This is a genomic window from Mesorhizobium sp. P2_H9 (assembly GCF_056403215.1).
This window is the reverse complement of record NZ_JBFUFX010000016.1, coordinates 71,614-94,547: the sequence shown is the minus strand read 5'-3', so window position 1 is coordinate 94,547 and position 22,934 is coordinate 71,614. Positions and strand designations below refer to the sequence as shown.

Annotated in this window: 22 protein-coding genes and 4 pseudogenes; 5 read left to right on the top strand and 21 right to left on the bottom strand. The window is 59.3% G+C overall.

Annotated features, from left to right (window positions below; genetic code table 11):
• Position 1 precedes the first annotated feature (1 nt).
• Positions 2 to 1,108: an ABC transporter substrate-binding protein gene (locus AC1DXN_RS26395; protein ID WP_477278231.1), complete on the bottom strand. Its 1,107-nt coding sequence runs from the start codon at positions 1,106 to 1,108 to the stop codon at positions 2 to 4.
• A 598-nt stretch (positions 1,109 to 1,706) separates the two neighbouring features.
• Between AC1DXN_RS26395 and AC1DXN_RS26390 the strand changes: the two genes are divergently transcribed.
• From AC1DXN_RS26390 to AC1DXN_RS26380, 3 genes are read left to right on the top strand one after another with little or no spacing between them, the layout of a single operon-like run.
• Entirely contained in the window at positions 1,707 to 2,522 is an 816-nt protein-coding gene (locus tag AC1DXN_RS26390) for a DeoR/GlpR family DNA-binding transcription regulator (protein WP_477278229.1), read from the top strand.
• On the top strand, positions 2,512 to 4,041 hold the full coding sequence (locus tag AC1DXN_RS26385) for an alkaline phosphatase family protein (RefSeq protein WP_477278227.1): 1,530 nt from the start codon (positions 2,512 to 2,514) through the stop codon (positions 4,039 to 4,041). Before AC1DXN_RS26390 ends, AC1DXN_RS26385 begins: the two co-directional genes overlap by 11 nt.
• Positions 4,038 to 4,880 (top strand): metallophosphoesterase, encoded by an 843-nt coding sequence (locus AC1DXN_RS26380; RefSeq protein WP_477278225.1) that lies wholly within the window; start codon positions 4,038 to 4,040, stop codon positions 4,878 to 4,880. The genes AC1DXN_RS26385 and AC1DXN_RS26380 overlap by 4 nt, the downstream gene beginning before the upstream one ends.
• A gap of 115 nt (positions 4,881 to 4,995) precedes the next feature.
• On the opposite strand, the pseudogene AC1DXN_RS26375 reads toward AC1DXN_RS26380, so the two are convergent.
• Positions 4,996 to 5,213: pseudogene (locus AC1DXN_RS26375) on the bottom strand (agmatinase); the annotation flags it as partial.
• A pseudogene (locus tag AC1DXN_RS26370) lies at positions 5,182 to 5,985 on the bottom strand (IS5 family transposase); the annotation flags it as partial. The pseudogenes AC1DXN_RS26370 and AC1DXN_RS26375, both read right to left, overlap by 32 nt.
• Before the next feature lie 65 nt (positions 5,986 to 6,050).
• On the opposite strand from AC1DXN_RS26370, the gene AC1DXN_RS26365 reads away from it, so the two are divergent.
• On the top strand, positions 6,051 to 6,749 hold the full coding sequence (locus AC1DXN_RS26365; protein WP_109659054.1) for an antitoxin Xre/MbcA/ParS-like domain-containing protein: 699 nt from the start codon (positions 6,051 to 6,053) through the stop codon (positions 6,747 to 6,749).
• Between the two features lie 369 nt (positions 6,750 to 7,118).
• Positions 7,119 to 8,243 (top strand): porin, encoded by a 1,125-nt coding sequence (locus AC1DXN_RS26360; protein ID WP_172225053.1) that lies wholly within the window; start codon positions 7,119 to 7,121, stop codon positions 8,241 to 8,243.
• A gap of 259 nt (positions 8,244 to 8,502) precedes the next feature.
• On the opposite strand, the pseudogene AC1DXN_RS26355 reads toward AC1DXN_RS26360, so the two are convergent.
• The 18 genes and pseudogenes from AC1DXN_RS26355 to AC1DXN_RS26270 form a co-directional block, all read right to left on the bottom strand.
• Positions 8,503 to 9,290, bottom strand: a pseudogene (locus AC1DXN_RS26355) (IS5 family transposase).
• 100 nt (positions 9,291 to 9,390) lie between these two features.
• Positions 9,391 to 9,555 (bottom strand): annotated as a pseudogene (locus tag AC1DXN_RS26350) (arginase family protein); the annotation flags it as partial.
• Between the two features lie 366 nt (positions 9,556 to 9,921).
• Positions 9,922 to 10,995, bottom strand: coding sequence for a HoxN/HupN/NixA family nickel/cobalt transporter (locus AC1DXN_RS26345; RefSeq protein WP_477278247.1), 1,074 nt, complete (start codon positions 10,993 to 10,995; stop codon positions 9,922 to 9,924).
• A 95-nt stretch (positions 10,996 to 11,090) separates the two neighbouring features.
• Positions 11,091 to 12,164 carry a hydrogenase nickel incorporation protein HypB gene (hypB, locus tag AC1DXN_RS26340; RefSeq protein WP_477278222.1) on the bottom strand — a complete coding sequence of 358 codons (1,074 nt, stop codon included), beginning with the start codon at positions 12,162 to 12,164 and terminating at the stop codon, positions 11,091 to 11,093.
• Positions 12,164 to 12,502, bottom strand: a complete 339-nt coding sequence (gene hypA, locus AC1DXN_RS26335) for a hydrogenase maturation nickel metallochaperone HypA (RefSeq protein WP_109659046.1) — start codon at positions 12,500 to 12,502, stop codon at positions 12,164 to 12,166. Before hypA ends, hypB begins: the two co-directional genes overlap by 1 nt.
• 9 nt (positions 12,503 to 12,511) lie before the next feature.
• On the bottom strand, positions 12,512 to 13,579 hold the full coding sequence (gene hypE, locus AC1DXN_RS26330) for a hydrogenase expression/formation protein HypE (protein WP_477278220.1): 1,068 nt from the start codon (positions 13,577 to 13,579) through the stop codon (positions 12,512 to 12,514).
• Positions 13,576 to 14,733, bottom strand: coding sequence for a hydrogenase formation protein HypD (hypD, locus tag AC1DXN_RS26325; RefSeq protein WP_477278218.1), 1,158 nt, complete (start codon positions 14,731 to 14,733; stop codon positions 13,576 to 13,578). The genes hypE and hypD overlap by 4 nt, the downstream gene beginning before the upstream one ends.
• Positions 14,730 to 15,419 carry a D-sedoheptulose-7-phosphate isomerase gene (locus tag AC1DXN_RS26320; RefSeq protein ID WP_477278216.1) on the bottom strand — a complete coding sequence of 230 codons (690 nt, stop codon included), beginning with the start codon at positions 15,417 to 15,419 and terminating at the stop codon, positions 14,730 to 14,732. The genes hypD and AC1DXN_RS26320 overlap by 4 nt, the downstream gene beginning before the upstream one ends.
• Before the next feature lie 12 nt (positions 15,420 to 15,431).
• Positions 15,432 to 15,713: a HypC/HybG/HupF family hydrogenase formation chaperone gene (locus AC1DXN_RS26315; RefSeq protein WP_095774167.1), complete on the bottom strand. Its 282-nt coding sequence runs from the start codon at positions 15,711 to 15,713 to the stop codon at positions 15,432 to 15,434.
• Positions 15,714 to 15,715: 2 nt separating this feature from the next.
• Positions 15,716 to 18,139 carry a carbamoyltransferase HypF gene (gene hypF, locus AC1DXN_RS26310; RefSeq protein ID WP_477278214.1) on the bottom strand — a complete coding sequence of 808 codons (2,424 nt, stop codon included), beginning with the start codon at positions 18,137 to 18,139 and terminating at the stop codon, positions 15,716 to 15,718.
• On the bottom strand, positions 18,136 to 19,326 hold the full coding sequence (locus tag AC1DXN_RS26305) for an NHL repeat-containing protein (protein ID WP_477278212.1): 1,191 nt from the start codon (positions 19,324 to 19,326) through the stop codon (positions 18,136 to 18,138). Before AC1DXN_RS26305 ends, hypF begins: the two co-directional genes overlap by 4 nt.
• Positions 19,323 to 20,195 (bottom strand): NifU family protein, encoded by an 873-nt coding sequence (locus tag AC1DXN_RS26300; RefSeq protein ID WP_109659032.1) that lies wholly within the window; start codon positions 20,193 to 20,195, stop codon positions 19,323 to 19,325. Before AC1DXN_RS26300 ends, AC1DXN_RS26305 begins: the two co-directional genes overlap by 4 nt.
• A 1-nt stretch (position 20,196) precedes the next feature.
• Positions 20,197 to 20,421, bottom strand: a complete 225-nt coding sequence (locus AC1DXN_RS26295; RefSeq protein ID WP_109659030.1) for a hypothetical protein — start codon at positions 20,419 to 20,421, stop codon at positions 20,197 to 20,199.
• Between the two features lie 9 nt (positions 20,422 to 20,430).
• Positions 20,431 to 20,643 carry a hypothetical protein gene (locus AC1DXN_RS26290; RefSeq protein WP_109659028.1) on the bottom strand — a complete coding sequence of 71 codons (213 nt, stop codon included), beginning with the start codon at positions 20,641 to 20,643 and terminating at the stop codon, positions 20,431 to 20,433.
• 23 nt (positions 20,644 to 20,666) lie between these two features.
• Positions 20,667 to 21,704, bottom strand: coding sequence for a tetratricopeptide repeat protein (locus AC1DXN_RS26285; protein ID WP_477278209.1), 1,038 nt, complete (start codon positions 21,702 to 21,704; stop codon positions 20,667 to 20,669).
• A gap of 84 nt (positions 21,705 to 21,788) precedes the next feature.
• Positions 21,789 to 22,109 carry a hypothetical protein gene (locus AC1DXN_RS26280; RefSeq protein WP_109659026.1) on the bottom strand — a complete coding sequence of 107 codons (321 nt, stop codon included), beginning with the start codon at positions 22,107 to 22,109 and terminating at the stop codon, positions 21,789 to 21,791.
• Complete coding sequence (locus AC1DXN_RS26275; protein WP_109659024.1) at positions 22,106 to 22,582, bottom strand: hydrogenase maturation protease; 477 nt, start codon at positions 22,580 to 22,582, stop codon at positions 22,106 to 22,108. Before AC1DXN_RS26275 ends, AC1DXN_RS26280 begins: the two co-directional genes overlap by 4 nt.
• A gap of 10 nt (positions 22,583 to 22,592) precedes the next feature.
• Positions 22,593 to 22,913, bottom strand: a complete 321-nt coding sequence (locus AC1DXN_RS26270; protein WP_109659022.1) for a hypothetical protein — start codon at positions 22,911 to 22,913, stop codon at positions 22,593 to 22,595.
• Between the last annotated feature and the right edge of the window lie 21 nt (positions 22,914 to 22,934).

The window sequence follows — 22,934 nt, the reverse complement described above, 5'->3', positions numbered from 1 at the left end:
CTCAGTTCTTCTTGGCATTCGCATTGATGGTCGTTGTCCAGCTTTCAGCGACAATCTTGCCGGCTTCGATCAGATCCTGAAGCTCCGGGAACACGACTTTATCCCCGGATGGAGGAAGTTTAGCGACCATCTCATCCGTGATTGAGCCTGCCTTCCGCATTTGGTCGAAACGGATCGGATGGCAGAGACCGTGCAGAAATCCGATCTGCCCTTCGTCGGAATACAAGTACTCCATCCAGAGCTTCGCCGCGTTGGGATGAGGCGCATACTTGCTGATCGCCTGGGCGTAAACGCCCGCGACGGTCACCTTGGGGACGATTGTTTCAATGAGAGGGTTGCCATGGAAGTTCTCGTTGTAAATGACACCGTTGAAGTCCCAGCGTGTTGTAATCGGCGTTTCGCCTTTGGCAATTGCAGCGGCGTTACCGAAAGTCGGAACGAGATTACCGATTTCATTGAGTTGGCGGTAGAACTCTATACCCGCCTTGGCTGCATCGGCACCCGTTTTCGCGCCAGTGGCCAATCCGGCGGCATAAATGCTCAGGATCGCGTTGTTCGCCGTTCTCGGGTCTGCCGGCACCGAGATGCTTTTCTTGTACATCGGATCGCGGAGATCAGACCAATCAGCAGGGCTTTTCTGGACCACGTCCTTGTTCACAAGGAATGCCAGCACTCCATAATAGTCGCCGTACCAGTGACCCTCCGGATCCTTAACGGCGTCCGGAATCGAATTCCAAGTCTTGACCTTGTACGGCTGCAGTAGTTCGTCCTGCATGGCAGTCGGACCAAACACCATGCCAATGTCGATGACGTCTGGAGCCTGCGGCCCTGTGTTGCCGATGTTGGCCTTGATCGTGGCAAGTTCTTCTCCCGAACCAGCGTTCGGATTCAGTTCATTTACGACGAGGCCGTACTTGTCCTCGAAGCCCTGAATGAGGGCTCCATAACCGCACCAGTCGTGTGAAACGGCAATGACTGTCAATTGACCTTCAGCTTTGGCGGCAGCAACGAGGGCATCGAGGTCCTGTGCCGATGCAGCGGCGGGAAGGACGGCCAGTGCCATTGTCGCCACGCCGGCGAGCAGTCCTGCAGTTGTATTCACGCGCATGATTCTCTCTCCTAGTTCTTGATCCCACAAACAGGCTTGGAGGCACCCATATGAGGCCGCCCTATCGACAGCCAGATTATGGACCTTGCGTAACATCTATGTGACATTATTAGATAATAACTGGTATTTTATGACTTTTAATTTGTCAAGGGGTTTTGCTCGGTCCGCCCCCCTGATTTTCGTCTGCTGCCTTGCCCGAGAAATAGCAACAATTTCAATATCTTATACATTCCGAACGAGATGAGGCGGGAGACTCCAAAGGCCTTCCCCGCCGGGAAGAAACCCCGATAAAATGATAGGTGGCGTTATGCAATGCGAGGTTTATGGGGACGCGCGGCTTTGACAATGTGAGTTTTTAGGTTCCTTCCCTAGGATAACTTCCCCGATTGAGTCCAGACGGCTACTCCCGCATCCCCATCAATGGATTCCCCGGATTTCATATTTGGGCGCCTATTCTGGGCGTAAGCCGATCTTGAAGCTGCCGTCTTAGGCCAGCCTCTTGGGAAACGGGTGTTTGGCCTCGTTGACACGACAGCATACACAAAATATCATTATTCCTCACGAAAGATACCAGTCTGGCTACGGAGTGCCTCGCGGGATGAATGAAGTTGGAAGCCAACGAATAGGCCGATTGCCTGCTGCTGGTCGGCTGCAGGCAATAACCGAAATGGTCGAGGCTGGATCAAGTATCAGCATTGCCGGGCTAGCAGAGCAGTACTCAGTGTCGATGGAGACCATACGTCGCGATATCGCAGCGTTGGAAAAGGAAGGGCTCGTCTACCGTGTGCACGGTGGCGCCATGCCCGCTGGGCGTTCAGCTACTATCGACATCCGGGTGAATAACCTCAGTCTCGAAAAAGCGTCGATAGGAGCATTGGCGGCGAGGCTGATAGAGAAAGATGAATGGATATTCCTGACGCATGGAAGCACGACGCTCTCAGTTGCCAAAGCGCTTAACGACGGCCCTCCAATTTCCGTGATGACCAACATGCCGGCAATTGCTGAGGCTCTCCACGGTGGAGCAAAGCATCGCGTTGTGTTAACCGGCGGCGAATACAATCACGCCGATGGTACTTTGGGCGGCCAGGCGGTGCTTGAGGCCATTTCCGAGTGCGTGTTCGACACCGCCATTATGGGTACTTACGGAATCAACCCTGTGCATGGGTTGGTCGAGGCCGAGAAATACCACCAGCATCTCAAGCGCCTACTTTGTCAGAGGAGTAGAAGGCGTATCTTTGTTGCTGACCACAGCAAGTTCGGCGCTTCTGGCTCTTACGTTTCCGTTCCCCTATCAGAAATCGGCACGATCGTCACGGACCATGCTCCGCCAAAAGACTTCGTCACCGCTTTCAATGAATCGAGCGTCAAAGTTATCTACCCAAGTATTTTTGGAACTAAACAACATGATCTGTGAAGCGAAAACCGCCATTATTCTTGGCATCGACGGCTTAAGACCGGACATGGTCAATGAATGGACGATGCCCAATCTGACTGAATTGGGACGAAAGGGCACTTGGAGCAAGAACCATAAGACCGTCTTCCCTAGCGAGACACGAGGCGCGTTGACTGCTCTCGTCACTGGAGCAAACGCTGAAGCCAACGGGATTTTCGGTAATCAGTTCTACATTAGAGACACCGACCCCAATCAGATTTTCACTGAAACTACCCACGACTGGTATGCTGCAGACAATCGGCTCAAAGGGCGGTTGGTCACCGCTACATCGCTTGCGAAAATCTTGCGTGACGCACAGAAAAAACTCGCAGTCATAACATCCAGCGGTCCTGGAGCTCTGTCGGCGTTGAATTGGCAAGGTGACAAGTACGGACAAATTGGGTTCAATGTAAAACATCCCCAGACTTCCTTTCCTCATGACTTCGCAGCGAGAGCGCATCGCAATCTAAACATTCCAGCCGGAGGTCTGTCCGTGGACGGCCCGAAAACAGCTCTCAAGTTGTTTCAGAAGGAAGTATGGCCGCACCATCGTCCAGCCGTATCTATCCTGTGGTTCACAGAGGTCGACAGCGCCGCCCATTTGTACGGATTAGGTTCGCCCGAACATTATGACAGGATGCGCCTTTGCGACGAAGTGGTAGGAGAGCTTCTCTCTTGGCATAGCCTTCAACCCGACCGGGACGAAACCAGCATCTTCGTCGTGTCAGACCATGGGCACATCACTATTAGTGGTTTGTTGTCGGTTGCAGAAGAACTGCGAAAGGCCGGCTTTGCCGCAGACTCGTCTTTCGAGGATAATGCTACTGACCTTCTTTTGAGGCCTGGCCGTGCAGCAGGAATCTGGATGCGAAGGTTCGATCCCGTACTTCTCGGGGATGTTTTGAGCTTCATGAGTGAACAAGAATGGTTTGGTGGTGCATTTACTCGTGCCATTGATCCGGGGGGCTCTGACGGTATCTTGGCCAACACGCTGGCGCTCGAACTCATTGGTGCCGGTGGACCCCGCGCGCCAGATTTATGCGTCAATCTTGCAGACGGTCTCGGCGTCAGCGCGGCTGGCATCCGTGGTAGTGCCTACTATGATGCGGGTGACTACGATTTGCGGCTGGGTGGCGGAACACATGGCGGTCTCCACGCTGCCGAGCTTTCGGCCGTTCTCGCCACCTATGGAGCGGGGCAGGCGAAGGGGCTCGTTGCGGATGCGCCAAGCTCGATCACAGATATCGCTCCGACAGTCCTGAGCATATTAGGTATTCCATGCCCAGCATCAATGAGCGGGAGGGTCCTGAGAGAGCTCACTGAAGACAGGTCGATCTTGAGCGAGGTCACCAGTATGAAGATGCGATCGTCGGGAGGCATCAAACCAACCGTGCTCAGCGTCACCAAGTTGGGTGACCGCATGTACCTAAACGAAGGAGGCGTTGAGGGGGCTATGTCGAATGACGTTGCGACAGGTGCCCGTGCCGGAGCGGTACAATGACCAACAAAGTCCGTGCGGAGAACATTAGAATACAACTTGAGGTGGATTTCAGAAGTGGCGATTGGGAACACTTCCGTATCAGAGCGCAAGCACCGATGACCTCTCGCCGGATCTACGCGGTCGCTGATATCCACGGCTATGATTTTCAGCTCAACTCCATGGTGAGGAGAATCTCTGAAGATATGGCGGAGGTGCCGGGCGCAAACCCCATCATTATATTTCTTGGCGACTATATTGATCGTGGCCCGAACTCAAAACTCGTGGTCGAAAGACTTTGTGAACTGCGGACGAATGGAATCTTTGACTGTGTTTTATTGAGAGGTAACCATGAGCAATGGCTCATCGATTTCGCACAAGACAGTACGGTTCTTCCTCTCTGGGGTCGAAAAGGAGGTCTGCAGACTCTCTGTTCGTATGGGGTGCCCTTGTCGCAGATTGAAGCAGGCATCGAGAACCCCTTGGTTGCCGAGGATGTCCGTCGTCAATTCTTGAACTTAGTGCCACTGGAACATATGGCGTTCTTTCGTTCCTTACAGAGCCACTTTGAATTTGGTGACTACTTTTTTGCCCACGCGGGTGTTGATCCGGATATCCCGCTCGATCAGCAGACTGATCATGATCTGACTTGGATCCGGTACAAATTCTTGGAGTCAAGAAAGGATTTCGGGAAAGTAGTGGTCCATGGACATACCCCGGCCAAGAACGTGGAAAGCCTGCCGAACAGAATTAACGTTGACACGGAAATTTACACCCGCGGAGTTCTTAATTGCGTAATTCTGGAGGATAGAACTCGCCACCTCCTCAGCGTTAAAGGCGATCATTCAACACACGCCGATTGATGCGGTGGATTGAACAACCTGTTTCGGATCTGTTGCAATGTTTTGGTTGCCGACAGGTATGGCAAGGAACCCTTCGATTGTTTTGGGAGAGTTTAATGTTCAAGGATAGCCAGTTTGCCCCAATGCCAAGTGATGACACCTCTCTTTCGTGTATGACGGTCATTCCGGATGCGTAAGAAAACTCCCAGAGCCACTCGGCCCCCACTCCTGAGACTGATCTGGATCGTCCGTATGGAGTCGAGAACTCCGTCGAGCACTGCCGCCGTGATGGAACTTGGTAAGAGTCCGCTTGGGAATTCGTTCGATGGCTGATCCTGTGCAGCAAGAGACTTCCCACAGCGACGCGTTTCGTGGCTTCGGAGGTGTCGACGCACTGTTCGCAGTCGCGCAAGAGGCTGCGCCAGCGTGCGAACCAGTCGAAGGTTCGCTCGACGACCCAACACCTGGGCAGTACCTTGAAACCGGCCTCGGTGTCGATGCCGCGCCCCCACTTCGAAGACGAAGTCGAGGAACGCCGCCTACTGCCTCAATTGCCTGCGATCGTAGGCGCCGTCGGCGAAAAAATGCTTGATCCCTGGCCAGCAGATAGACTTGAGGATCATCTGCACTCCGGGGCTGTCGGAGATGTTGGCCGGCGGGAGATTGACAATCAGCAGCCGCCCATCGGTGTCGACCGGGCTCTTACGCCCGGCCATCTTCCTGGCCGTATCATGGCCTCGCTCGGCGTCCAGCGAAGGTGCTTTGAAGGTCTAGCTTTCGATAATACCGGCGCTCGGGCTGGCTTCGCGCCCGCCCCGCTCGCGATCGAGCATCCCGGCGATGTTGCAGATCATGTAAAACAGCGTCAGTTGTACAAAACGTCGGGACCACCAGTAGACCGTTTGCCAGGGCGGAAAGTCCTTCGGTATCTGACGGCCGCCGCCCGTACGCGTCATGTGGCGGATCACGTTGAGAACCTCGCGCAGGTCGATTCTAAGCCTACGGCTCGCCTGGCCGGCTTCTGCAGCAACAGGGCAATCCGATCCCATTACTCATCGGTGAGATCGATCGGACAACGCTTCGTCTCGAGCCGAGCCATCGGGCCTCGGGTCGCTCGTGTCCACATACATAGCCAATAATCACAATTCGATCGCGCAGGACGCGGGACTCTTACGCGGCAGGGGACCACACATGGCAAAATCATTTGATTTTGAAAAAGAACCTCGCCAGGACAAGCTCTCTAGCTTGGTTGCAAAAGAGGTCCGGCGCGTCCTGGCTCAATTAGACGAGGTCATAGAGGCACACACTTCAACCCCAGCCCACATGAGCGCTGGCAACATCGCTGGCACCGATCTACCTTCGCTAACTCGCAAACGAGCGGTTCATGACGATTTGACCGCCCTGGCCTCCGAATTTGTTCACAGGCTCGCGGCCGAAGCAGCGCGAGATTTCAGTGCCGGCGCTCGTGAGGGAGTTCCGCTCACGGTTCGAACCGAGGGCGCTCATGGGAGCGCAGTCCAAAAAACGCGAGATCAGCAAAGCGATTGCCTTGGCATTCAAGACTGGGCTGGTCAGGTTGCAGGGCCAACATATCTGGAAAAACGCTTCGGCATACCGCGATCGACACTGCATTGGTGGCAACGGCAAAACGACGTGGTGGCACTGCGAAAAGGCGCCCGCAAGCATGTGTTCCCGTTGGCTCAGTTCATCGACGGCAGGCCAGCACCTGGAATTCGGCAGGTGCTCGCCTCGATCTCCAATCCAAGACTGGCCTGGTTCTGGCTGATCCGTCCTTCGCCGCTTCTCGATGGTCGCGTTCCCATAGAAATGCTCAGGCAAGATCTGGCTGAAGAAGTCGTTTTGGCCGCACGAGACTTTTCCTTGACATAAAGCCGAACTCACGGGCCCAGCTGCAAATCAGCGTCGGCTGGCAGCGATGCCGGCCGAGCGCGTGCGCACCGCCCCCATTGATTCGTGTATATCTGCCAGCTATTTCCAATTGTACAGATTGATCTGTTTGTATAGTTTGTACCAATAGTGCAGTATATATTTGTATTTTCGCGACATAACTGCAACAGTTGCTGTATATACCGCTGCGCCAAGCGCCAGAAGTATTGAATAATTCAACGCAGCCGGTAGCGTCAAACTGCGAGGGAGCAGCGCGGTGCGCATGGTTCTCGATCGTGGGGAATGGGAGGGGATGCTGTCTTTCAGCAAAGATACCCTGGCCCTTTTTTAATCTTTTGAGTGGAGATCAAAATGAACATCAAGAGCCTTCTTCTCGGCTCCGCTGCGGCTCTGATCGCAGTTACGGGCGCGCGTGCGGCCGACGCGGTCGTCGTCGCCGAGCCGGAACCGGCCGAATACGTCAAGATCTGCGACGTCTACGGCGCCGGCTATTTCTATATTCCGGGCACCGAAACCTGCCTGCGCATAGGCGGCTATGTCCGCTATGACATCGGCGCCGGCGACATTGGCTCGTTCGATGGTGCACTCGCCACGGACCGCCAGGACGGCGATATCCAGGACACCTGGAAGAAGAACGCCCGCTTCACCTTTAAGACCTGGACCGGCCAGGAAACCGAGCTAGGCACCTTAAAGACCTACACCGAAATGCGCTTCAACTTCGGCAACACGGCAACCAGCAATACCGCCTTCGACAAGGGCGTCTCGGTGAAATTCGCCTGGATCCAACTCGGTGGTCTGCGCGTCGGTAAGGACGAATCGGCCTTCGACACCTTCATCGGCTACGCCGGCGCCGTCATCCAGGATACGCTGGTTCCTTACGGCGATTTCGACACCAACGTCGTGCAGTATTACTTCGACGCCGGCAATGGCTTCACGGCCGTGGCCTCGCTCGAAGAGGGCTCCGGCGCGGTCGGCACGATCGACAGCTATGTTCCGCATGTCGTCGGCGGCGTGAAGTACACGCAGGGCTGGGGCGCCATCACCGGCGTCGTCGCCTACGACAGCAACTACGAGGAAGTGGCCGGCAAGGTCCGCTTGGACGTAAAGCCGATGGACAACCTGTCACTATTCATCATGGGTGGCTACGGCACCGACGACAACCTCTTGGACGACGCGGGCAACGCTATCGACGCGCACGGCCGCGGCTTCTACAAGCAGTGGAGCGGCAACTGGGCGATCTGGGGTGGTGGCACCTACACCATCAACGAGAAGACTTCGTTCAACACCCAGCTCTCCTATGACGAAGGCAAGAACTTCGGCGTAGCTGCGAACATTGCCTATGAAATCGTCAAGGGCTTCAAGGTCACGGCCGAAGTCGACTATCTGCATGTCGGCGCAGACACCGTCACCAACTGGACCAAGGCCGACAAGGAAAACAGCATCGGCGGTATCCTCCGCTTCCAGCGCTCGTTCTAGCGGATCGCACCATTGAACCAGGGTGCCCGCAGCATTGCGGTTGCGGACACCAGGCTTCGCTAATCCAGCCAGCGATGGCGAAGCGGAATACCAAACAGCGCTCATCGGCGGCTCCTCCAGAATGCTAAGGTCTGTACTCCCCGGATCGAAGCGTGCCGCCGATGCGAAGGGCGCCCTTGAGCAAGGCGCCCTTCATTGTTGCCATACAAAATGACTCCATTTCACCCGAAGGTCGAAGGCGATGTAAGAGTTTGGAAACTCACGGATGAGCGGTTCTGCGGATAAGATTTCCGCCCATAGCGACGAGGATCATGGCTCGCGAGACATCGTTACGCTGCTCGTAGTCGCGCACGAGGCGGCGCCATCTTGTCATCCAGCCGAAGGTCCGCTCGACGACCCAGCGGCGGGGCAGAACCTGGAAGCCCTTCTGGTCGTCGGAGCGACGGATGATCTCGACCACGAAATCGAGGTAGGCGGCCTTGTCCGTGAACGTGAGCCGGCGTAGGCGCCGTCGGCGAACAGATGCTTCACCCAGGGCCAGCGCTTGCGGATACCATCCAGAATCGCCTGTGCGCCGGCGCTGTCGGAGATGTCGGCCGGCGTCAGGTTGACCATCAACAACCGCCCGTCGGTATCGACGGCGATGTGGCGCTTGCGGCCGACAATCTTCTTGCCGGCGTCGTACCCCTTGTTTTCAACTTGCGGCGCCTTGACCTACTGGCTGTCGATCACGCCAGCCGTGGGGCTGGCCTCGCGCCCGGCCCGCTGGCGGTCCAGCATCAGCGCCACGTCGTGAATGGTCTGGAACAGAAAGCGCCGCGCCAACTCGCGAAACCAGCCGTAGACCGTCTGCCAGGCGCCGAAATGGATCGGCAGCATCCGCCAGCCGCAACCCGAGCGCACGAGGTAGCGCACCGCGTTAATTACCTCACGGAAATCAACCTCGCGCGGGCGGCCGCGACGCCCAGGCTTAGGCATCAGCGCAGCGATCTGTTCTCACTCTTCGTCCGTCAGATCGGACGGGTAGCGCTGGGTCTTCTTGGCGATCTAGGCCATCCGGCCACGGCTCTGTTTGGTCCACATCCCCAAGATGAACCACAAACCCGCCTCCGCCGAAATCCCAATTTTCCGATTTTCCAAACGGCCTCTGAAAAGGGCCGCCGTGATGGAACTTGGTAAGGTCGAACGTACCGCCGGTGTCGCAGTGGGCGTCTATATGAATCAATCCGACAGGAGCCTTCTTTCCGACGGCTTTCAGGATCGGGTAAGTTATCGAATGATCGCCGCCCACTGAGAGAGGAAGAACACCAGCGGTCGGACTTTCTGCCGGGCTGGTTGCAGCGCTGGCTCCGGTGTTGGAGCAGGAATACGTTGAAGGCGCGCCTGCGACCGGGGACGGACATTGATCGCGTCCACAGTGCGGATTCCGAGTTTGAACCGGACGGGGTTCCGATCAAATTCCGGACGCAGGAGTGAACGCATGGTTTGATGAGGAACTTGCCGGGTCTACCAGGGTGCAATTTCCGGCCACTTGAGCCGCCTTGGCCGTGAATTCAAAGGCTTCTCAGGTACCAAGCGAATGTGCCATTCTACCCAGCCGATTTCTCATCATCAAGCGCCAGACGTCTTTCAACCAGAGCATCTCGCGTTACTAGGTCGAGATCCAGCACATCGGAGCCTAGGTGTTCTCCAGCCTCAATCTTCCGTAGCCTTTCGCTCGGTAGACGATCACAGAGACCACCCAACTCACCACGAAGATACCGACAATCGCATAGCCGAAAGTGGCAAAATTCTCATTGATCCCTTCGACCGCGCCCCAAAGCCCGCCTCGCAGACCAAGCTTGTCGGCGAGGATCCCGAGCGCCTCAATGCCGCCTATGAAGATCGCGATCACCGCTGAGGCAATTGTGATGGTGAGATTATACCAGAGCTTTCGCATCGGATTGACGAACGCCCAGCTGTAGGCGCCAGTCATCAAAACGCTGTCCGTTGTGTCCATGATGGACATCCCGGCGGTGAAAAGCGCTGGAAAAATCAGAATAGACCAGAATGAAATGCCCTGCGTTGCCTGGGTTGCGGAGATGCCTAGCAGGCCGATTTCCGTCGCGGTGTCGAAGCCGAGACCGAAGAGGAAGCCGATCGGATACATGTGCCAGGAGCGAGAAACGATGCCGAATAGCGGGCGGAAAATGCGGGCGATCAAGCCACGCCCGGCAAGCAGGGCGTCGAGATCCTCGTCGACGATCTTCTCGCCACGGCGCGCCCGGATGAAAGCCGCCCATATGCCCTTGAGGATGAACAGGTTCGCGATGCCGACCACCAGCAGGAACAGGGCCGAGATGCTGGTCCCGATCAACCCGCCCACATTGTGAAACTCATCCAGTCTGCCTTGCATCATCGTGGCGGACGCAGCGATGGCAATCGAGGCCAGGACGACGATGCTTGAGTGGCCGAGCGAAAAGAAGAAGCCGGTCGCGTAAGGGGCCTTGCCCTCCTGCATCAGCTTGCGCACGACGTTGTCGATGGCTGCGATATGGTCGGCGTCGAATGCGTGCCTGAGACCGAACATATAGGCGAGCAAAGCGGTGCCGAGCAGGGCCGGTCGGTCGGAAAAAGCGACCCAGGCCCACATCCACGCAGCGATGTTGGCGGCGATCAGCAAGACGTAGATCATCACCGCCTTGGTTCTCACACGCACCGGCTGGTCGTCGAAGGGATTGGGCAGACGTCGTTTAGCCGGTTCCTGGTGCATCGCTGGCGCCGTGAGCGCGGCTCCTTGCGTCATTTCTCTCCTCCCCGGTCCGTGTATGGCGCGGCAAATTCTGGGACGATCTAGCGCATCCATGCCTAGAGCCGTACCTGCGCCGCTTCGTTGTGAAGCCATTCATACCAACCCCCGAGCCCCTCCCCCGTCTTTGCCGACACGCTAAGCGTGGCAATCTCGGGATTGATCCGCCGCGCGTTGGCGATGGCGGTGTCGACGTCGAAATCGACATGCGCCAAAAGATCGATCTTGTTGATGATCATGACCTTGGCAGCACGGAACATGTGCGGATACTTCAGCGGCTTGTCATCGCCCTCGGTGACCGAGAGGATGACCACCTTGGCGTGTTCGCCGAGATCGAACATGGCCGGACAGACAAGATTGCCGACATTTTCGATCATGACCACGGAGCCGAGGGCCGGCTTCAGTTCGGCAAGCCCCTTGGCCAGCATGTCGGCTTCAAGATGGCAGCCGGCGCCGGTGTTGACCTGGATGGCGGCAGCTCCCGCGGCGCGGATGCGCTCGCCGTCATTGGCGGTCGCCTGATCTCCCTCGATGACCGATATCGGCATCTGGTCCTTGAGATCGCGGATGGTGCGCTCAAGCAGCGTCGTCTTGCCGGAGCCGGGCGAAGAAACAAGGTTCAGCGCCAGGATTTCACGACCGGCGAACCAGCCGCGATTGCTGGCGGCAAGCGCGTCGTTCTTGGCCAGGATTTGCATTTCGAGTTCGACCACCGCGGTTTGGCGGTGGCGATGCTCGTGACCATGGTGATGATGGCCGTCAGCATGATCATGACCGTGGTGATCATGCTCATGCGAATGGTCGTGACCATGCAACTCCGCGTCGTCATGGGGATGATCGTGATGGTGGCGATGCTCGCGCGCCTGCCCGAACGCGTGGTCGAGCCCGTGCTCGTGGCCATGAGTGTGGTCGTGGCCATGACTGTGCGGATGCTGGTGATCGTGGCTATGTCCGTCGCCATGGTCGTGCGGATGGGCGTGGCTGTGGTCATGATCGTGGCCGTGCCGATGCGCCAAGTCGCCCTTATGCGCATGGCTATGACCGTGCCCGTCGCTGAGAGCCGTTTCCTTGCCGGTTTGCAGGTTGAGAATTCGGGTTTCGGCCTTGGAGCCGCAGCCACAGGTTCCGCACATCAGGCAGCCTCCTCGATTTCCATTTCCCGGATCTTCAGTTCCTCGCCGGCCAACCGGTCGATGGCATGGGAGCCGCAGGCGCAGGCCTGATAAAGGGTGGCCGTCTCGAACGTTGCGCTGCAAGTCCGGCAGCTTGCACGCCCGGCAATCTTGTGGATGTCCAGCCGGGCGCCATCGAGCAATGTGCCCTTGGCGACAATGTCGAAGCAAAACAGGATGGCGTCGGGCATGATCCCGGAAAGCTGACCCACATCAAGTGTCACGCGCCTGACGCGGCGGCCCTTCGCCGCTTCCTCGACGATGGAGACGATGTTGCGCGTGATGCCGAGTTCGTGCACGGGCCTTCCTCAACAAATCCGCGGTAATTGTTCGCCGACCAGCATGTCGACGATGCGCCGGCCGCCAAACAAGGTCTGCATGGTCACGCGCCCCGGCTCGCCGAGGCCGGCATGGCCGATGATTGCAGAGCCCTGGCCGTGCGGATGCGCGCACAATGCGGCAAGCGCGGCCTCACTTTCTTGCGCCGGCACCGCAATGACGATCTTGCCTTCGTTGGCCAGATAAAGCGGGTCGAGACCGAGTATCTCGCAAAAGCCGCGCACTTCATCGCGCAGCGGCGTCGCTGCCTCGTCGATTTCGATCGACACCGCGGAGGCGTCGGCGATCTCGTTGAGCACCGTAGCGATGCCGCCGCGTGTTGCGTCACGGATACAGCGCGTGCCGGGCGCGGCGGCCAGCAGCAACTCGATCAGTTCATGCAAAGCCGCACAGTCGCTCTCGATCGAGGCTTCCAGCGCCATGTCGCCGCGCGCGCACAGGATCGCCGCGCCATGATCACCCAACAGGCCGTTAACCAGGATAGCGTCGCCGGGCCTGACATGATCGATGCCGAGTTCAAGTCCGGGCCGGATCACCCCAATTCCGGTGGTCGTTATAAAGATCTTGTCGCATGCGCCGCGCTGAACGACCTTGGTGTCGCCCGTCACGATGGTGACGCCGGCTTCGCGTGCCGCTTGCGCCATCGAGAGCGCGATCCGGCGCAGCACCTCGACCTTCATGCCTTCCTCGATGACGACGGCGCAGGACAGATAGAGCGGCTTGGCACCGCCGACCGCCAGGTCGTTGACAGTGCCGTAGACAGCAAGCTTGCCGATATCCCCGCCGGGAAAGAACAGCGGGTCGACAACGAAGGAATCGGTGGTGAAGGCAAGCCGGTCGCCATGCGTTGCCAGCATTGCGAGATCGAAGCGCGCCTGGTCTTCCAGCACTTCAGGTGCGCCATCGGCGAAGGCGCTGATGAAGACATCGTCGATCAGGTCCTTCATCGCCTTGCCGCCGCCGCCATGGGCAAGCGTCACGGTGGGTATGAAAACCCGTCCCAGCACGCGTTTGGGTGGGGGTGGCCGCATGTTCATGACACGCTCACCGGCTGGCTACCGGACCGGACCGTGGTATGCTTCTTGACGCCGCCATACTGGTAATAGGCAGCGCAAGCGCCCTCGGATGAAACCATTAGGGCACCGAGCGGCATCTCCGGGGTGCAGGCGGTGCCGAACACTTTGCACTGCCACGGCTTGATGACGCCCTTCAGGACCTCGCCGCACTGGCAGGATTTGGGGTCGGCTATCTTGACGCCGGGGATGGCGAACTTGCGCTCGGCATCAAAGCGGGCATAGTCATCGCGCACCTTGACGCCGGAATGGTCGATGGAGCCGAGCCCCCGCCATTCGAAGAATTCACGCAGTTCGTAGACCTTGCCCACGGCAGTGAGAGCGGCGTTGTTTCCCGCTTCAGGAACGATGCGGGCATACTGGTTTTCGATCTCGGCGCGGCCATCCTTGATCTGCTTCAGCACCATCCAGATCGATTGCAGGACATCGAGGGGTTCGAAGCCGGCGACGACCATGGGCCGCTTGTAGAAGTCGGCGATGAATTCGTAAGGGGCGGTCCCGATGACCATAGAGACATGGCCTGGTCCCAGGAAGCCGTCGAGATGCAGATCCGGGCTGTCGAGGATCGCCTTAATCGTCGGCACGATGGTGATGTGATTGCAAAACACCGAAAAATTCTTGATGCCGTCGGCTTCGGCCTGCAGCACCGTCAGGGCCGTGGACGGCATTGTGGTTTCGAAGCCTAGGCCGAAGAACACCACTTCACGGTCTGGATTCTTCCTGGCCAGCGACAATGCGTCCATCGGCGAATAGACCATGCGCACATCGGCGCCATCGGCCTTTGCCTGCTGCAGGCTCTTCTTTGAGCCTGGCACGCGCATGGCGTCACCGAAGGTGGTAAAGATCACTTCCGGCCGCTCGGCGATCGACACGCAATCGTCGACCCTGCCCATCGGCAGCACGCAGACTGGACAACCCGGCCCGTGCACGAGTTCGATCGCGTCAGGCAGCATGCCTTCCAGCCCGTAGCGGAAGATCGAATGGGTGTGGCCGCCGCAGACCTCCATGATGTTGATCGGGCGCGTTTTTGCGATCTCGATGGTGGCGACAAGCTTGTCGATTTCCTTGATCAAGACTTTCGCCTTTTCCGCGTCGCGGAATTCGTCGGTGTATTTCATTGGGCGCTTCCTTTTGCGGCGGAGCCGCGTTCGTCGGCGAGCAGCGTGTGCACGAGGTCCCACAGGATGTGGTAAGCGGCGACATGGCATTCCTGGATGCGGTGGATAGAGGTCGACGGCACGACGAGCAGATGCTCGACGGTGCCTGACGATTTCATGCGCCCCCCGTCGCCGCCGGCGAGCCCGATGGTATGGACGCCCATCTCCTTGGCCTTGGCGAAGGCCGCGACCAGGTTTTGCGAATTGCCACTGGTCGAGATGCCGATCAGCGCATCGCCCTTGCGGCCGTGTGCCAGCAGTTGGCGCACGAAGACATGGTCGAAGCCGAGATCATTGCCGACGGCTGAAATCATCGCCAGATCGGCGACGAGATTGGTGGCGGCCAGCGCCGGCCGGCCGGCGGTGACGGGATGGACGAACTCGACCGCGACATGGGACGCATCGCAGCTCGAGCCGCCATTGCCCATGGAGAACAGCTGACCGTTGTTGCGGTAGACATCCGCCAGCGCGTGCGCGGCCCCAACAAGGATGTCGGCCTGCCCGGCGAAGAAGCGCTCGTTGGTTTCGCGCGTGTCGCGGGCCTTTTCGGCAACGGAATGCAGCAGCGCCACATTCATCTTTTCCGGATCCTGGGCCTTGCCGTGCAGGAATGGATAGAGCCCTTTCAGTTCGCTTTCGCTGGACATTTTCACGTCCTCCTAATGGACCGCCGACAGTCGCATGGACTCCATCTCGGCTTGAGCCTCGCCGAGTTCGGTGAGGATTTTCAGGGTTTCGGCTGCTTCATGTTCATCGATGCGGCTCATGGCGAAGCCGACATGGATCAGCACCCAGTCGCCGACGCAGTCGTCGACCGAATGGTGTTCGTTGACAATGCAGGCGATGTTGATTTGTCGCCTGACGCCGCTGACATCGACGGTCGCCAGCTTCTTTTCATGATCGTCGATCTTGAGGATCTTTCCAGGAATGCCAAGGCACATTGTCAGCTCGCTTTCTGTCGGACACCGCCGGCGTCGATGAGATGGGCTGCCGCGATCACGGCCTGGCCGAACGCGACGCCGCCATCATTGGAAGGCACGCGGGAATGCGTCAGGACGTTGAAATCGAGGTCCTCAAGCCGGCCGAGGACCTGCTCGAACAGCACCTTGTTCTGGAAGCAGCCGCCCGACAGGACCACCGTGTCGAAACGCGGCAGGGCGCCGTCTTCGTCGCGACGCGCCAGCTTCAAAGCCATGGCGGCGATGGATTTCGCCAGACCCTTGTGGAAGCGCGCCGCGATGAGGGGCGCCGGCGTTTTCAGGATCAGGTCGCCAAAGACAGCGTTCCACATGCCCAGCGGTTCGATGTATGGCAAGCCTGAACCTTTCAGGTTGGGGATCGGTAACGGATAGGCGAGAGCATCGCCCTCCTCTTCAAGCGAGCGGGCCGAGACCATCGCCTCCAGCCGCCCGGCCGCCTCGCCCTCATAGGCCTGACGGTCGAAACAGATTCCGAGAGCCGCAGCGACTGCGTCGAACAGGCGACCGCAAGATGACGCGTTGGGCGAATTGAGGGACGCCTTAATCATCGCCTCGACGCTCGCCAACGGCTTGGCGGTGAGCGCGGCAAACAGGTCCAGTTCACCAAAATTCATGGCGAAGGCCGGCCATCCCATCTCGGACAAAACATGGGCATGGAGGTTGCGCCACGGCTCGCGTATGCCTTGAGCGCCCCCTGGCATGGCGACCGGCTTGAACGTGCCAAGCCGTTCGAAGCGGCGATAGTCCGCGAGCAGGAACTCGCCGCCCCAGATCGCACCGTCAGATCCGTAGCCGAGCCCGTCGAGCACGATGGCCAGGACAGGATCGGCGTTCAATGACCGTCCGTTTTCAGCGAGGCAGGCAGCGGCATGCGCATGATGATGCTGAACCTCCACAAGCGGCAGGTTGTCAGACCTGGCGGTGGCGCGCGCCAGTTTCGCTGACAGATATTCAGGATGCAGGTCCGCGGCCAAGGCCGCCGGGCGATGATCGAAAAGATCGCGATAAAGGACGAGGTTCTTGCGATAGTCGTCGTAGGTCAGCGCGTCTTCGAGATCGCCCTGGTGCTGCGACAGCACAGCCCGGGCGTCCTTGATCAGACAGAAGGTCGCTTTCAGTTCAGCACCGTAGGCCAGGATTTCTGGCGCCGCCTCGAAACCTGGCGGAAGCTCGATTGAAGCCGGCGCATAGCCGCGCGCGCGGCGCAGCACGCGCAGTTTTGCGCCCATCTGGCGCACAACGGAATCGTCGATGCGGTTGGCGATATCGCGATTGTGGGTCAAAGCGTATGGTGCGATCGAGGACAGTTTTGCTGCCGCCTCCGCGTCATCGATAAGCTGCGGTTCATCGGACAGGTTGCCGCTGGTCATGACCACCGGCCGGCCCATGCGCCTGAGCAAGAGCAGATGCAAAGGGGTTGAAGGCAGCATGAAGCCCAGGGTCTGCAGACCGGGCGCGATCTCGGCGGGCAGTTTTTCGGGACCGGTGGCGGCAAGCAGGACAATTGGCGCCTCGCGGCTTGCAAGGGCTGCCGCTTCCGCGTCACTGACCGTTGCGTGGCGGCGAACAACATCGAGGTCACGCGCCATCAGCGCGAAGGGTTTTGCGTCGCGGCGCTTGCGTTGGCGCAGCAAAGCCACCGCCTCCGGCCGTGTGGCATCGCAAGCAAGCTGATAGCCGCCAAGTGCCTTGATGGCGACGATCTCGCCCTTCTGGATCAGGCTCAATGCCGCGTCCACATCGTCGAGCATCGAATGCTGTTCGAAGGAGAAGGCGCGGCCATCGAAGCGGATCAATCTTGCTGTCGGTCCGCAGACATGGCAGGCCGTCGCCTCGGCATGAAAGCGGCGGTCGCCAGGATCACGATATTCGGCGCCACAGGCCTGGCACAGCGGAAACGGCGCCATGGTCGTGGTGGCGCGGTCGTAAGGAACGCCGCGAACGATGCTCAGCCGTGGCCCGCAATGGGTGCAGTTGGTGAAGGGATAGCGGAAACGCCGCAGGAACGGATCGAGCACTTCGGCCGCGCAGACGCTACACATGGCGGCATCGGGCGATATTTCGGTGCGGGCATGAGCACCCGCCTCGCTGTCGACGATGACGAAGCCGGACGCCAAGTCGCCCTCACAAGGGCGGGTCTCGATGGCAGTGATTTCGGCCAGCGGCGGCGGCGACGCCCGCAACTCCTCGACAAGTGCTGCAATGGTCGACGAGACGCCACGCACGCGGATCAACACGCCCTGGCTGTCGTTGAGCACGTCGCCGTCGAGGCCCAGCCGGCTGGCGATCCGCCACACCGTCGGACGGAAACCAACACCTTGCACACGGCCGCGGACCCTTATCTCGACACTGCGCGTCGCGTCGGCCATCCGCAGCGGCGTGTTCATGACACCGCCTCCCACAACAGGACGCGATTGTTGCCCGTATCGGCGATCGCCAACGTTTTCCCCGACGCGGCCAATGCGAACGGCCAGCAGACGCTGTCGCGGGTGGCAAAGCGCCAGCGATTGTCGCCCTTGTCGGCAAATCCGGACTGGCCGGCGAGACCGCAAGCAGCAGCATCCATGCGCAGATCGTCGAGCGGGTAGCCGATCAACCGGGAATTGGCGGTGTCGGCGCACACGAGGGTGCCGTCGTGTATGGCCATGCCATAGGGCATGTTGAGTGCACGATTGTTTGGATGATAGGAGGCCCTGTTGTGGTCATTGCCGTCGAAGCCGGATTGACCCAGCACGAAGCTGCAGGGCGCGCCATCGGCATTGGGCATGGAATTCCAGACCATGATGCGGTTGTTGCCGGCGTCCGCCACCAGAATCTTGTTGTTTTCGACAGACACGCTATGCGGCCAGCGCATGCCGACAGCGCCGCCAACCCCGGAGGCATTGTCATCGCGGGTGGTTGCATCAACCTGGCCGAGAACCAGATCGGCAGGCTGGCCGTTACGCCGCGGCATGGAGTTCCAGACCAGCACCCGACGGTTTCCGGTGTCGGCAACAAACACCCTGCCATCGGCGATTGTGACCCCATAGCACCAGTTCAGCGTATCGGCCGCGGCAGTTGCCGCGCCACGGTTGGCGGCGCCGCTGGAAAAATCCGCCTGCCCGAGCACCAGGTCCGCCGGCTGGTTCGAATGCTCGGGCAGTGTGCGCCAGATCAGCACACGGTGGTTCCATGCGTCGGCAATGGCGAGCACCTTGCCATCGCTCGACAGTCCCGTCGGCATGTTCAACGTGGCGGGACCAACCGGCCCATGCGCGTTGCGACCTTCGGAGTAAAAATCAGGCTGGCCGATCAGCAGGTCCGCGTCGGCATTGTCTGCTTGCGGCACCTTGTTCCAGATCATCAGGCGATGATGGCCGGTATCGGCAACGAAGAACGGTCCACCGTGCGGTGCAAAGCAGACGCCACGCGGCCCAAACAGCGAATTCGGTTGAGGCCTGATGGGATCTGGAACTCCGTTGGCAGCGATCTGGTCACCGAGAACAGTTCGCGCACCGCGCGGATCGAGCAGCTGTTGTGTGACGCTGCCCGGGAGAGGACGGCGGTAATCGGGCGCCAGGGAGATGCGCATCATGACGACAGCCTCACCTCGACCCGATTGCCTATGACGCGCACGGCATGCGACTGAAGTGCCACTTCGGGCGCGGTCAGGCACTCGCCGCTGGAAAGATCATACCGGAAGCCATGATATGGACAGGTGATGATGCCTTCATCGATGCTACCGCCGTCGAGCTCCATGCCAAGGTGCGCACAGGCATTCTGGAAGCAGGAAACGACCCCCTCCTGACGCGACAGGATCACATTTTGTCCGCCGACCACGACGGCACTGATGCCGCCCTGCGGGATCTCATCGAGGCGGCACACCAAATGCCAGCCGCCGACGGCGCCGAGCGCGAACGGACTGACGAAGCGGACACTATCATTGTCGGCAGCGTTGCTCATGCCCTTGATCTGAACGATATCGGTGATCTCGGGACAGGCTTCCTCGACTGCTTTCTTTACGCCTGCATGGAAAGTGAGAGCGGAGGCCGGACAGCCGTCGCAGGCGCCGACGAACCGCACCTCGATCGCCGGCGGCCTGACGTTGACCAACTCGACATTGCCGCCATGCGAGGCAAGCATCGGGCGCACGCCGTCCAGCGCCGCCTCTACCCGCTCACTGAGGCTGGGCTTGAGGATGTTGTGACGGCGCAGCACAGCATAGACGACCTCGTCGGTAACCGCCTGCTTCATCGCCGTGAGCGCGGCCGGTTCATCTTTCAGCGCCCGCACCAGGCGTCGCAACGCCTCCCCATGCAGGTCCTCTATGGCGCGACGGTAGGCCTCGACCGCGTTGCGCTGCGTCTCGTCCCAGCTCGAAAAGATCGCCTCGACACGCTCGATGTCGCCGGCAAGACCGGCGAGATCCTCGCGTTTGGTCGGGATCTGATCGATGGCGTTCATATCAACGGTACTTGAGGTTCTTGAACAGGTATGGCTGCAATCCACCGCCAATGAGGCAGGCAAGTGCTGCTGCGGCCGCCAACGGCAGGCCGGCCTTGGCAAGGGCAATGACAAGCAGGGCGGTGATAGTCGCGCCTATTGCTGTCTGGCGATAGACCTTGCCGGGTTCGGAGAAGAGCTTTCCCCGAAAGAAGAGCGTGATCGAGCTTTTTGCCATTTCCAACATGATTGCCCCTCAGCCGATCAGCGCCAGAATTATCAGTCCGGCGACCAGTCCCGGCACGCCAGCGATCGGTCCGTAAAAACTGCCCATCATGGCGGCAAGTTCGTTGCCCAATGATTTTCCGCCAATCGCGATACCGCCGATCGCTCCGCCGATGCCGGAGCAGACCAGTCCGATGATGAGCGCAACCAGCGCGCCAGCTGCCGTCAGTTCAACTCCTGCCACGTCATAGTCTCCTTGAGTTCGGTTCAGTTGAGATGTCGGTGTTCCCCGTCACCTTGTTGATCTCTATCGCCAGGGGCTGCCGAGAGCAGTTCACGTTCGATCTGCTCGAGGGCCTCGGCAACGGTGCGGGCCTTCTCGGCCTGCCCGCTGGCGCTGAAAATCTCCCGGCTCTCGCGATAATACTCCCGAGCCGCGCGCACATTGGCGCGGTTGCCGTTCTCCGGCCGTTCCGGGTCGTCGGGAAGATTCCACAGGCAATTCGCCTTGTTGGCGACCGTGTTGGCATATTCGAGCGGCATGGTGGCCCGCAGACGAACCTTCAGAGCTTCGTCATAGGCGTCGAGCGCGCGCAGGTTGTTCTCCAGCGTATGGCTTGAGGACGCGTATTGCAGGGCATTGCCGAGGTTGTTCTGCAACATGGCGTATTCGGTGGGATGATCGATCAGATTGACGATCTTCAATCCTTCTTCGAAGGCTTGCACGGCCAGCGCCTCCCGCATCTTGGATCTGGCATCGGTGAACGGAATGGAGAGAAACGCCGTCGCCAGATTGTTCTGCAGGATGGCGAATTCCTTTGGGAAGTGTGCCTTGTCGAACGTGCGCAGCGCCCGCTGATAGGCCGAAATCGCGTCGGTGATGCGGGCCTTGTGCTGGCCGGCCAGATTCTGGATCGCCAGACCAAGGTTCATTTCCGCCTCTGCCAGTTCTTCTGGCCGACCGAAATCGACCAGGGATGGCATGGCGGCCTCGAAGGCGGCGCGCGCTTGTTGCAACGCTGCCGTTCCTTCGTCGGGAAGGATCAAAAGAGCCGTGCCCTTGCGGGCAAAGATACGGGCCGCGAGCAGGCGTTCATCCTGCGGGCAGACACTGAGCGCGCGATCGTAGAGGTCGACTGCCGCCAGGATCTGCTCAGCGCTCTTGGGGCGCTGCTGGAGTCCCATGGCGATTTCCATGAGCATCTCGGCCCTCTCGGCGGGGCTCGCCGATTCGTCTTCTGCCGCAGCAATTGCTGCGCGCACCTCATCTTCGGCGCGAGTGCTCTGCAACTGGGCTTCCTCCACGGCTGCTTTTGGCGCAGCTTATTATCTTGGCAAAAAGCTAGCCTAGTTTTCCAAAGCTGTCTACTAAAATTACCAACTGATAACTTAGTTTACACAAAACATATTTTTGGCCACGAGTGCGGCCTGCTCCGAGTCCCACTGCGCGAAAAATTCGCGCACCGTTTCATCATCAATCCCATGCTCCCGGAAGAAATCCGGCGCAAAGACCACGCGGTCCCCTGCACCGTTGCGATGCTTCAGCAGATAGCCGCCAGATGCGGCGTGACGAACCGGCAGGATCACCAGGTCGTCGTCGCGCCGCAGCAGAATGACGCTCTCCAGGCCGGCGAAATATCGGTCGCATGTTGCCGAAGACAGATAGAGCCCGCCGCGCCTGATCTGGACACTGGCGGGGGGTGCGTTCATGCGGGCACGTTGGCCAACATTGCGCCGATGAGCACCTCGATACGCCGTGAAACCTGCTCAGCCGATGCAGCGACATCGTGCGACAACCCTATGCCGAAGCCAAGTTCGGCCGCCTCTATCAAAAAGACCGTCACGTCGGTGGGAAACTCCTCGCGGAAAATCTGCCGTCCGGCATAAAGGGCCGCGTCCCAGCGGAAATCATGAAGGTTGAGACCGGGGACATAGGGGCGTTCAAGGACAGTGCCAGGCACCTCGTGAATGGCGCCTGGCGTTACCCCGGTTTTTGACGCATCGACCACGATCAAGGACGTGCAACCGCGCGCGGCAAACATGACCGACATGCCGTCCGTACCGGCGTCCAGCAATTTGACATCCGGTCCTTCGAGGTTGCGGTGCCGCAACGCGCGTATGACCTCTATGCCCACCCCATCGTCTTGCCGGTTCAGATTTCCGCAGCCGATGACGATGATCATAGAAGTGCACTCATATGCGCCAGAGACGGCAGGACCACTGCGGTTCAACGGGAACGGCGAGTTCGGGAAGCTCGCAGAAGCGCCGGTGGACCAGATAGTACATGCAGGTCTCGCAGGCCTGCTCGATGCCGCCGTGCTCCACGGGCTGGAGGGTGAAGCCCGCAATCACCAGTCCAGCCGAAATGTCGCCGCCAGCCTCGCGCAAACGGCCAAGGATTTCGGCCACGCTGTCCTGGTCGTCGGCACGTGGAAAAACTTCAGTCTTCAAGCCGCCAGCAAGCAAAGAGCGGATTTGGCCCGCCACATTCTCGTCGTTGGTTTCGTTCGCCACCGGCTCCTCCTACCGCGCGGG

Excerpts from the sequence above, each read along its gene's own strand:
- AC1DXN_RS26360 (WP_172225053.1), top strand. The coding sequence starts at position 7,119 with ATGAACATCAAGAGCCTTCTTCTCGGCTCCGCTGCGGCTCTGATCGCA.
- AC1DXN_RS26275 (WP_109659024.1), bottom strand. The coding sequence starts at position 22,582 with ATGATCATCGTCATCGGCTGCGGAAATCTGAACCGGCAAGACGATGGG.
- AC1DXN_RS26315 (WP_095774167.1), bottom strand. The coding sequence starts at position 15,713 with ATGTGCCTTGGCATTCCTGGAAAGATCCTCAAGATCGACGATCATGAA.
- AC1DXN_RS26385 (WP_477278227.1), top strand. The coding sequence starts at position 2,512 with ATGATCTGTGAAGCGAAAACCGCCATTATTCTTGGCATCGACGGCTTA.
- AC1DXN_RS26320 (WP_477278216.1), bottom strand. The coding sequence starts at position 15,419 with ATGTCCAGCGAAAGCGAACTGAAAGGGCTCTATCCATTCCTGCACGGC.
- AC1DXN_RS26390 (WP_477278229.1), top strand. The coding sequence starts at position 1,707 with ATGAATGAAGTTGGAAGCCAACGAATAGGCCGATTGCCTGCTGCTGGT.
- AC1DXN_RS26395 (WP_477278231.1), bottom strand. The coding sequence starts at position 1,108 with ATGCGCGTGAATACAACTGCAGGACTGCTCGCCGGCGTGGCGACAATG.
- AC1DXN_RS26295 (WP_109659030.1), bottom strand. The coding sequence starts at position 20,421 with ATGTTGGAAATGGCAAAAAGCTCGATCACGCTCTTCTTTCGGGGAAAG.
- AC1DXN_RS26345 (WP_477278247.1), bottom strand. The coding sequence starts at position 10,995 with ATGCACCAGGAACCGGCTAAACGACGTCTGCCCAATCCCTTCGACGAC.
- hypD (WP_477278218.1), bottom strand. The coding sequence starts at position 14,733 with ATGAAATACACCGACGAATTCCGCGACGCGGAAAAGGCGAAAGTCTTG.
- AC1DXN_RS26365 (WP_109659054.1), top strand. The coding sequence starts at position 6,051 with ATGGCAAAATCATTTGATTTTGAAAAAGAACCTCGCCAGGACAAGCTC.
- AC1DXN_RS26300 (WP_109659032.1), bottom strand. The coding sequence starts at position 20,195 with ATGAACGCCATCGATCAGATCCCGACCAAACGCGAGGATCTCGCCGGT.
- hypB (WP_477278222.1), bottom strand. The coding sequence starts at position 12,164 with ATGTGCGGAACCTGTGGCTGCGGCTCCAAGGCCGAAACCCGAATTCTC.
- AC1DXN_RS26305 (WP_477278212.1), bottom strand. The coding sequence starts at position 19,326 with ATGATGCGCATCTCCCTGGCGCCCGATTACCGCCGTCCTCTCCCGGGC.
- AC1DXN_RS26280 (WP_109659026.1), bottom strand. The coding sequence starts at position 22,109 with ATGAACGCACCCCCCGCCAGTGTCCAGATCAGGCGCGGCGGGCTCTAT.
- AC1DXN_RS26380 (WP_477278225.1), top strand. The coding sequence starts at position 4,038 with ATGACCAACAAAGTCCGTGCGGAGAACATTAGAATACAACTTGAGGTG.
- hypE (WP_477278220.1), bottom strand. The coding sequence starts at position 13,579 with ATGAACATGCGGCCACCCCCACCCAAACGCGTGCTGGGACGGGTTTTC.
- hypF (WP_477278214.1), bottom strand. The coding sequence starts at position 18,139 with ATGAACACGCCGCTGCGGATGGCCGACGCGACGCGCAGTGTCGAGATA.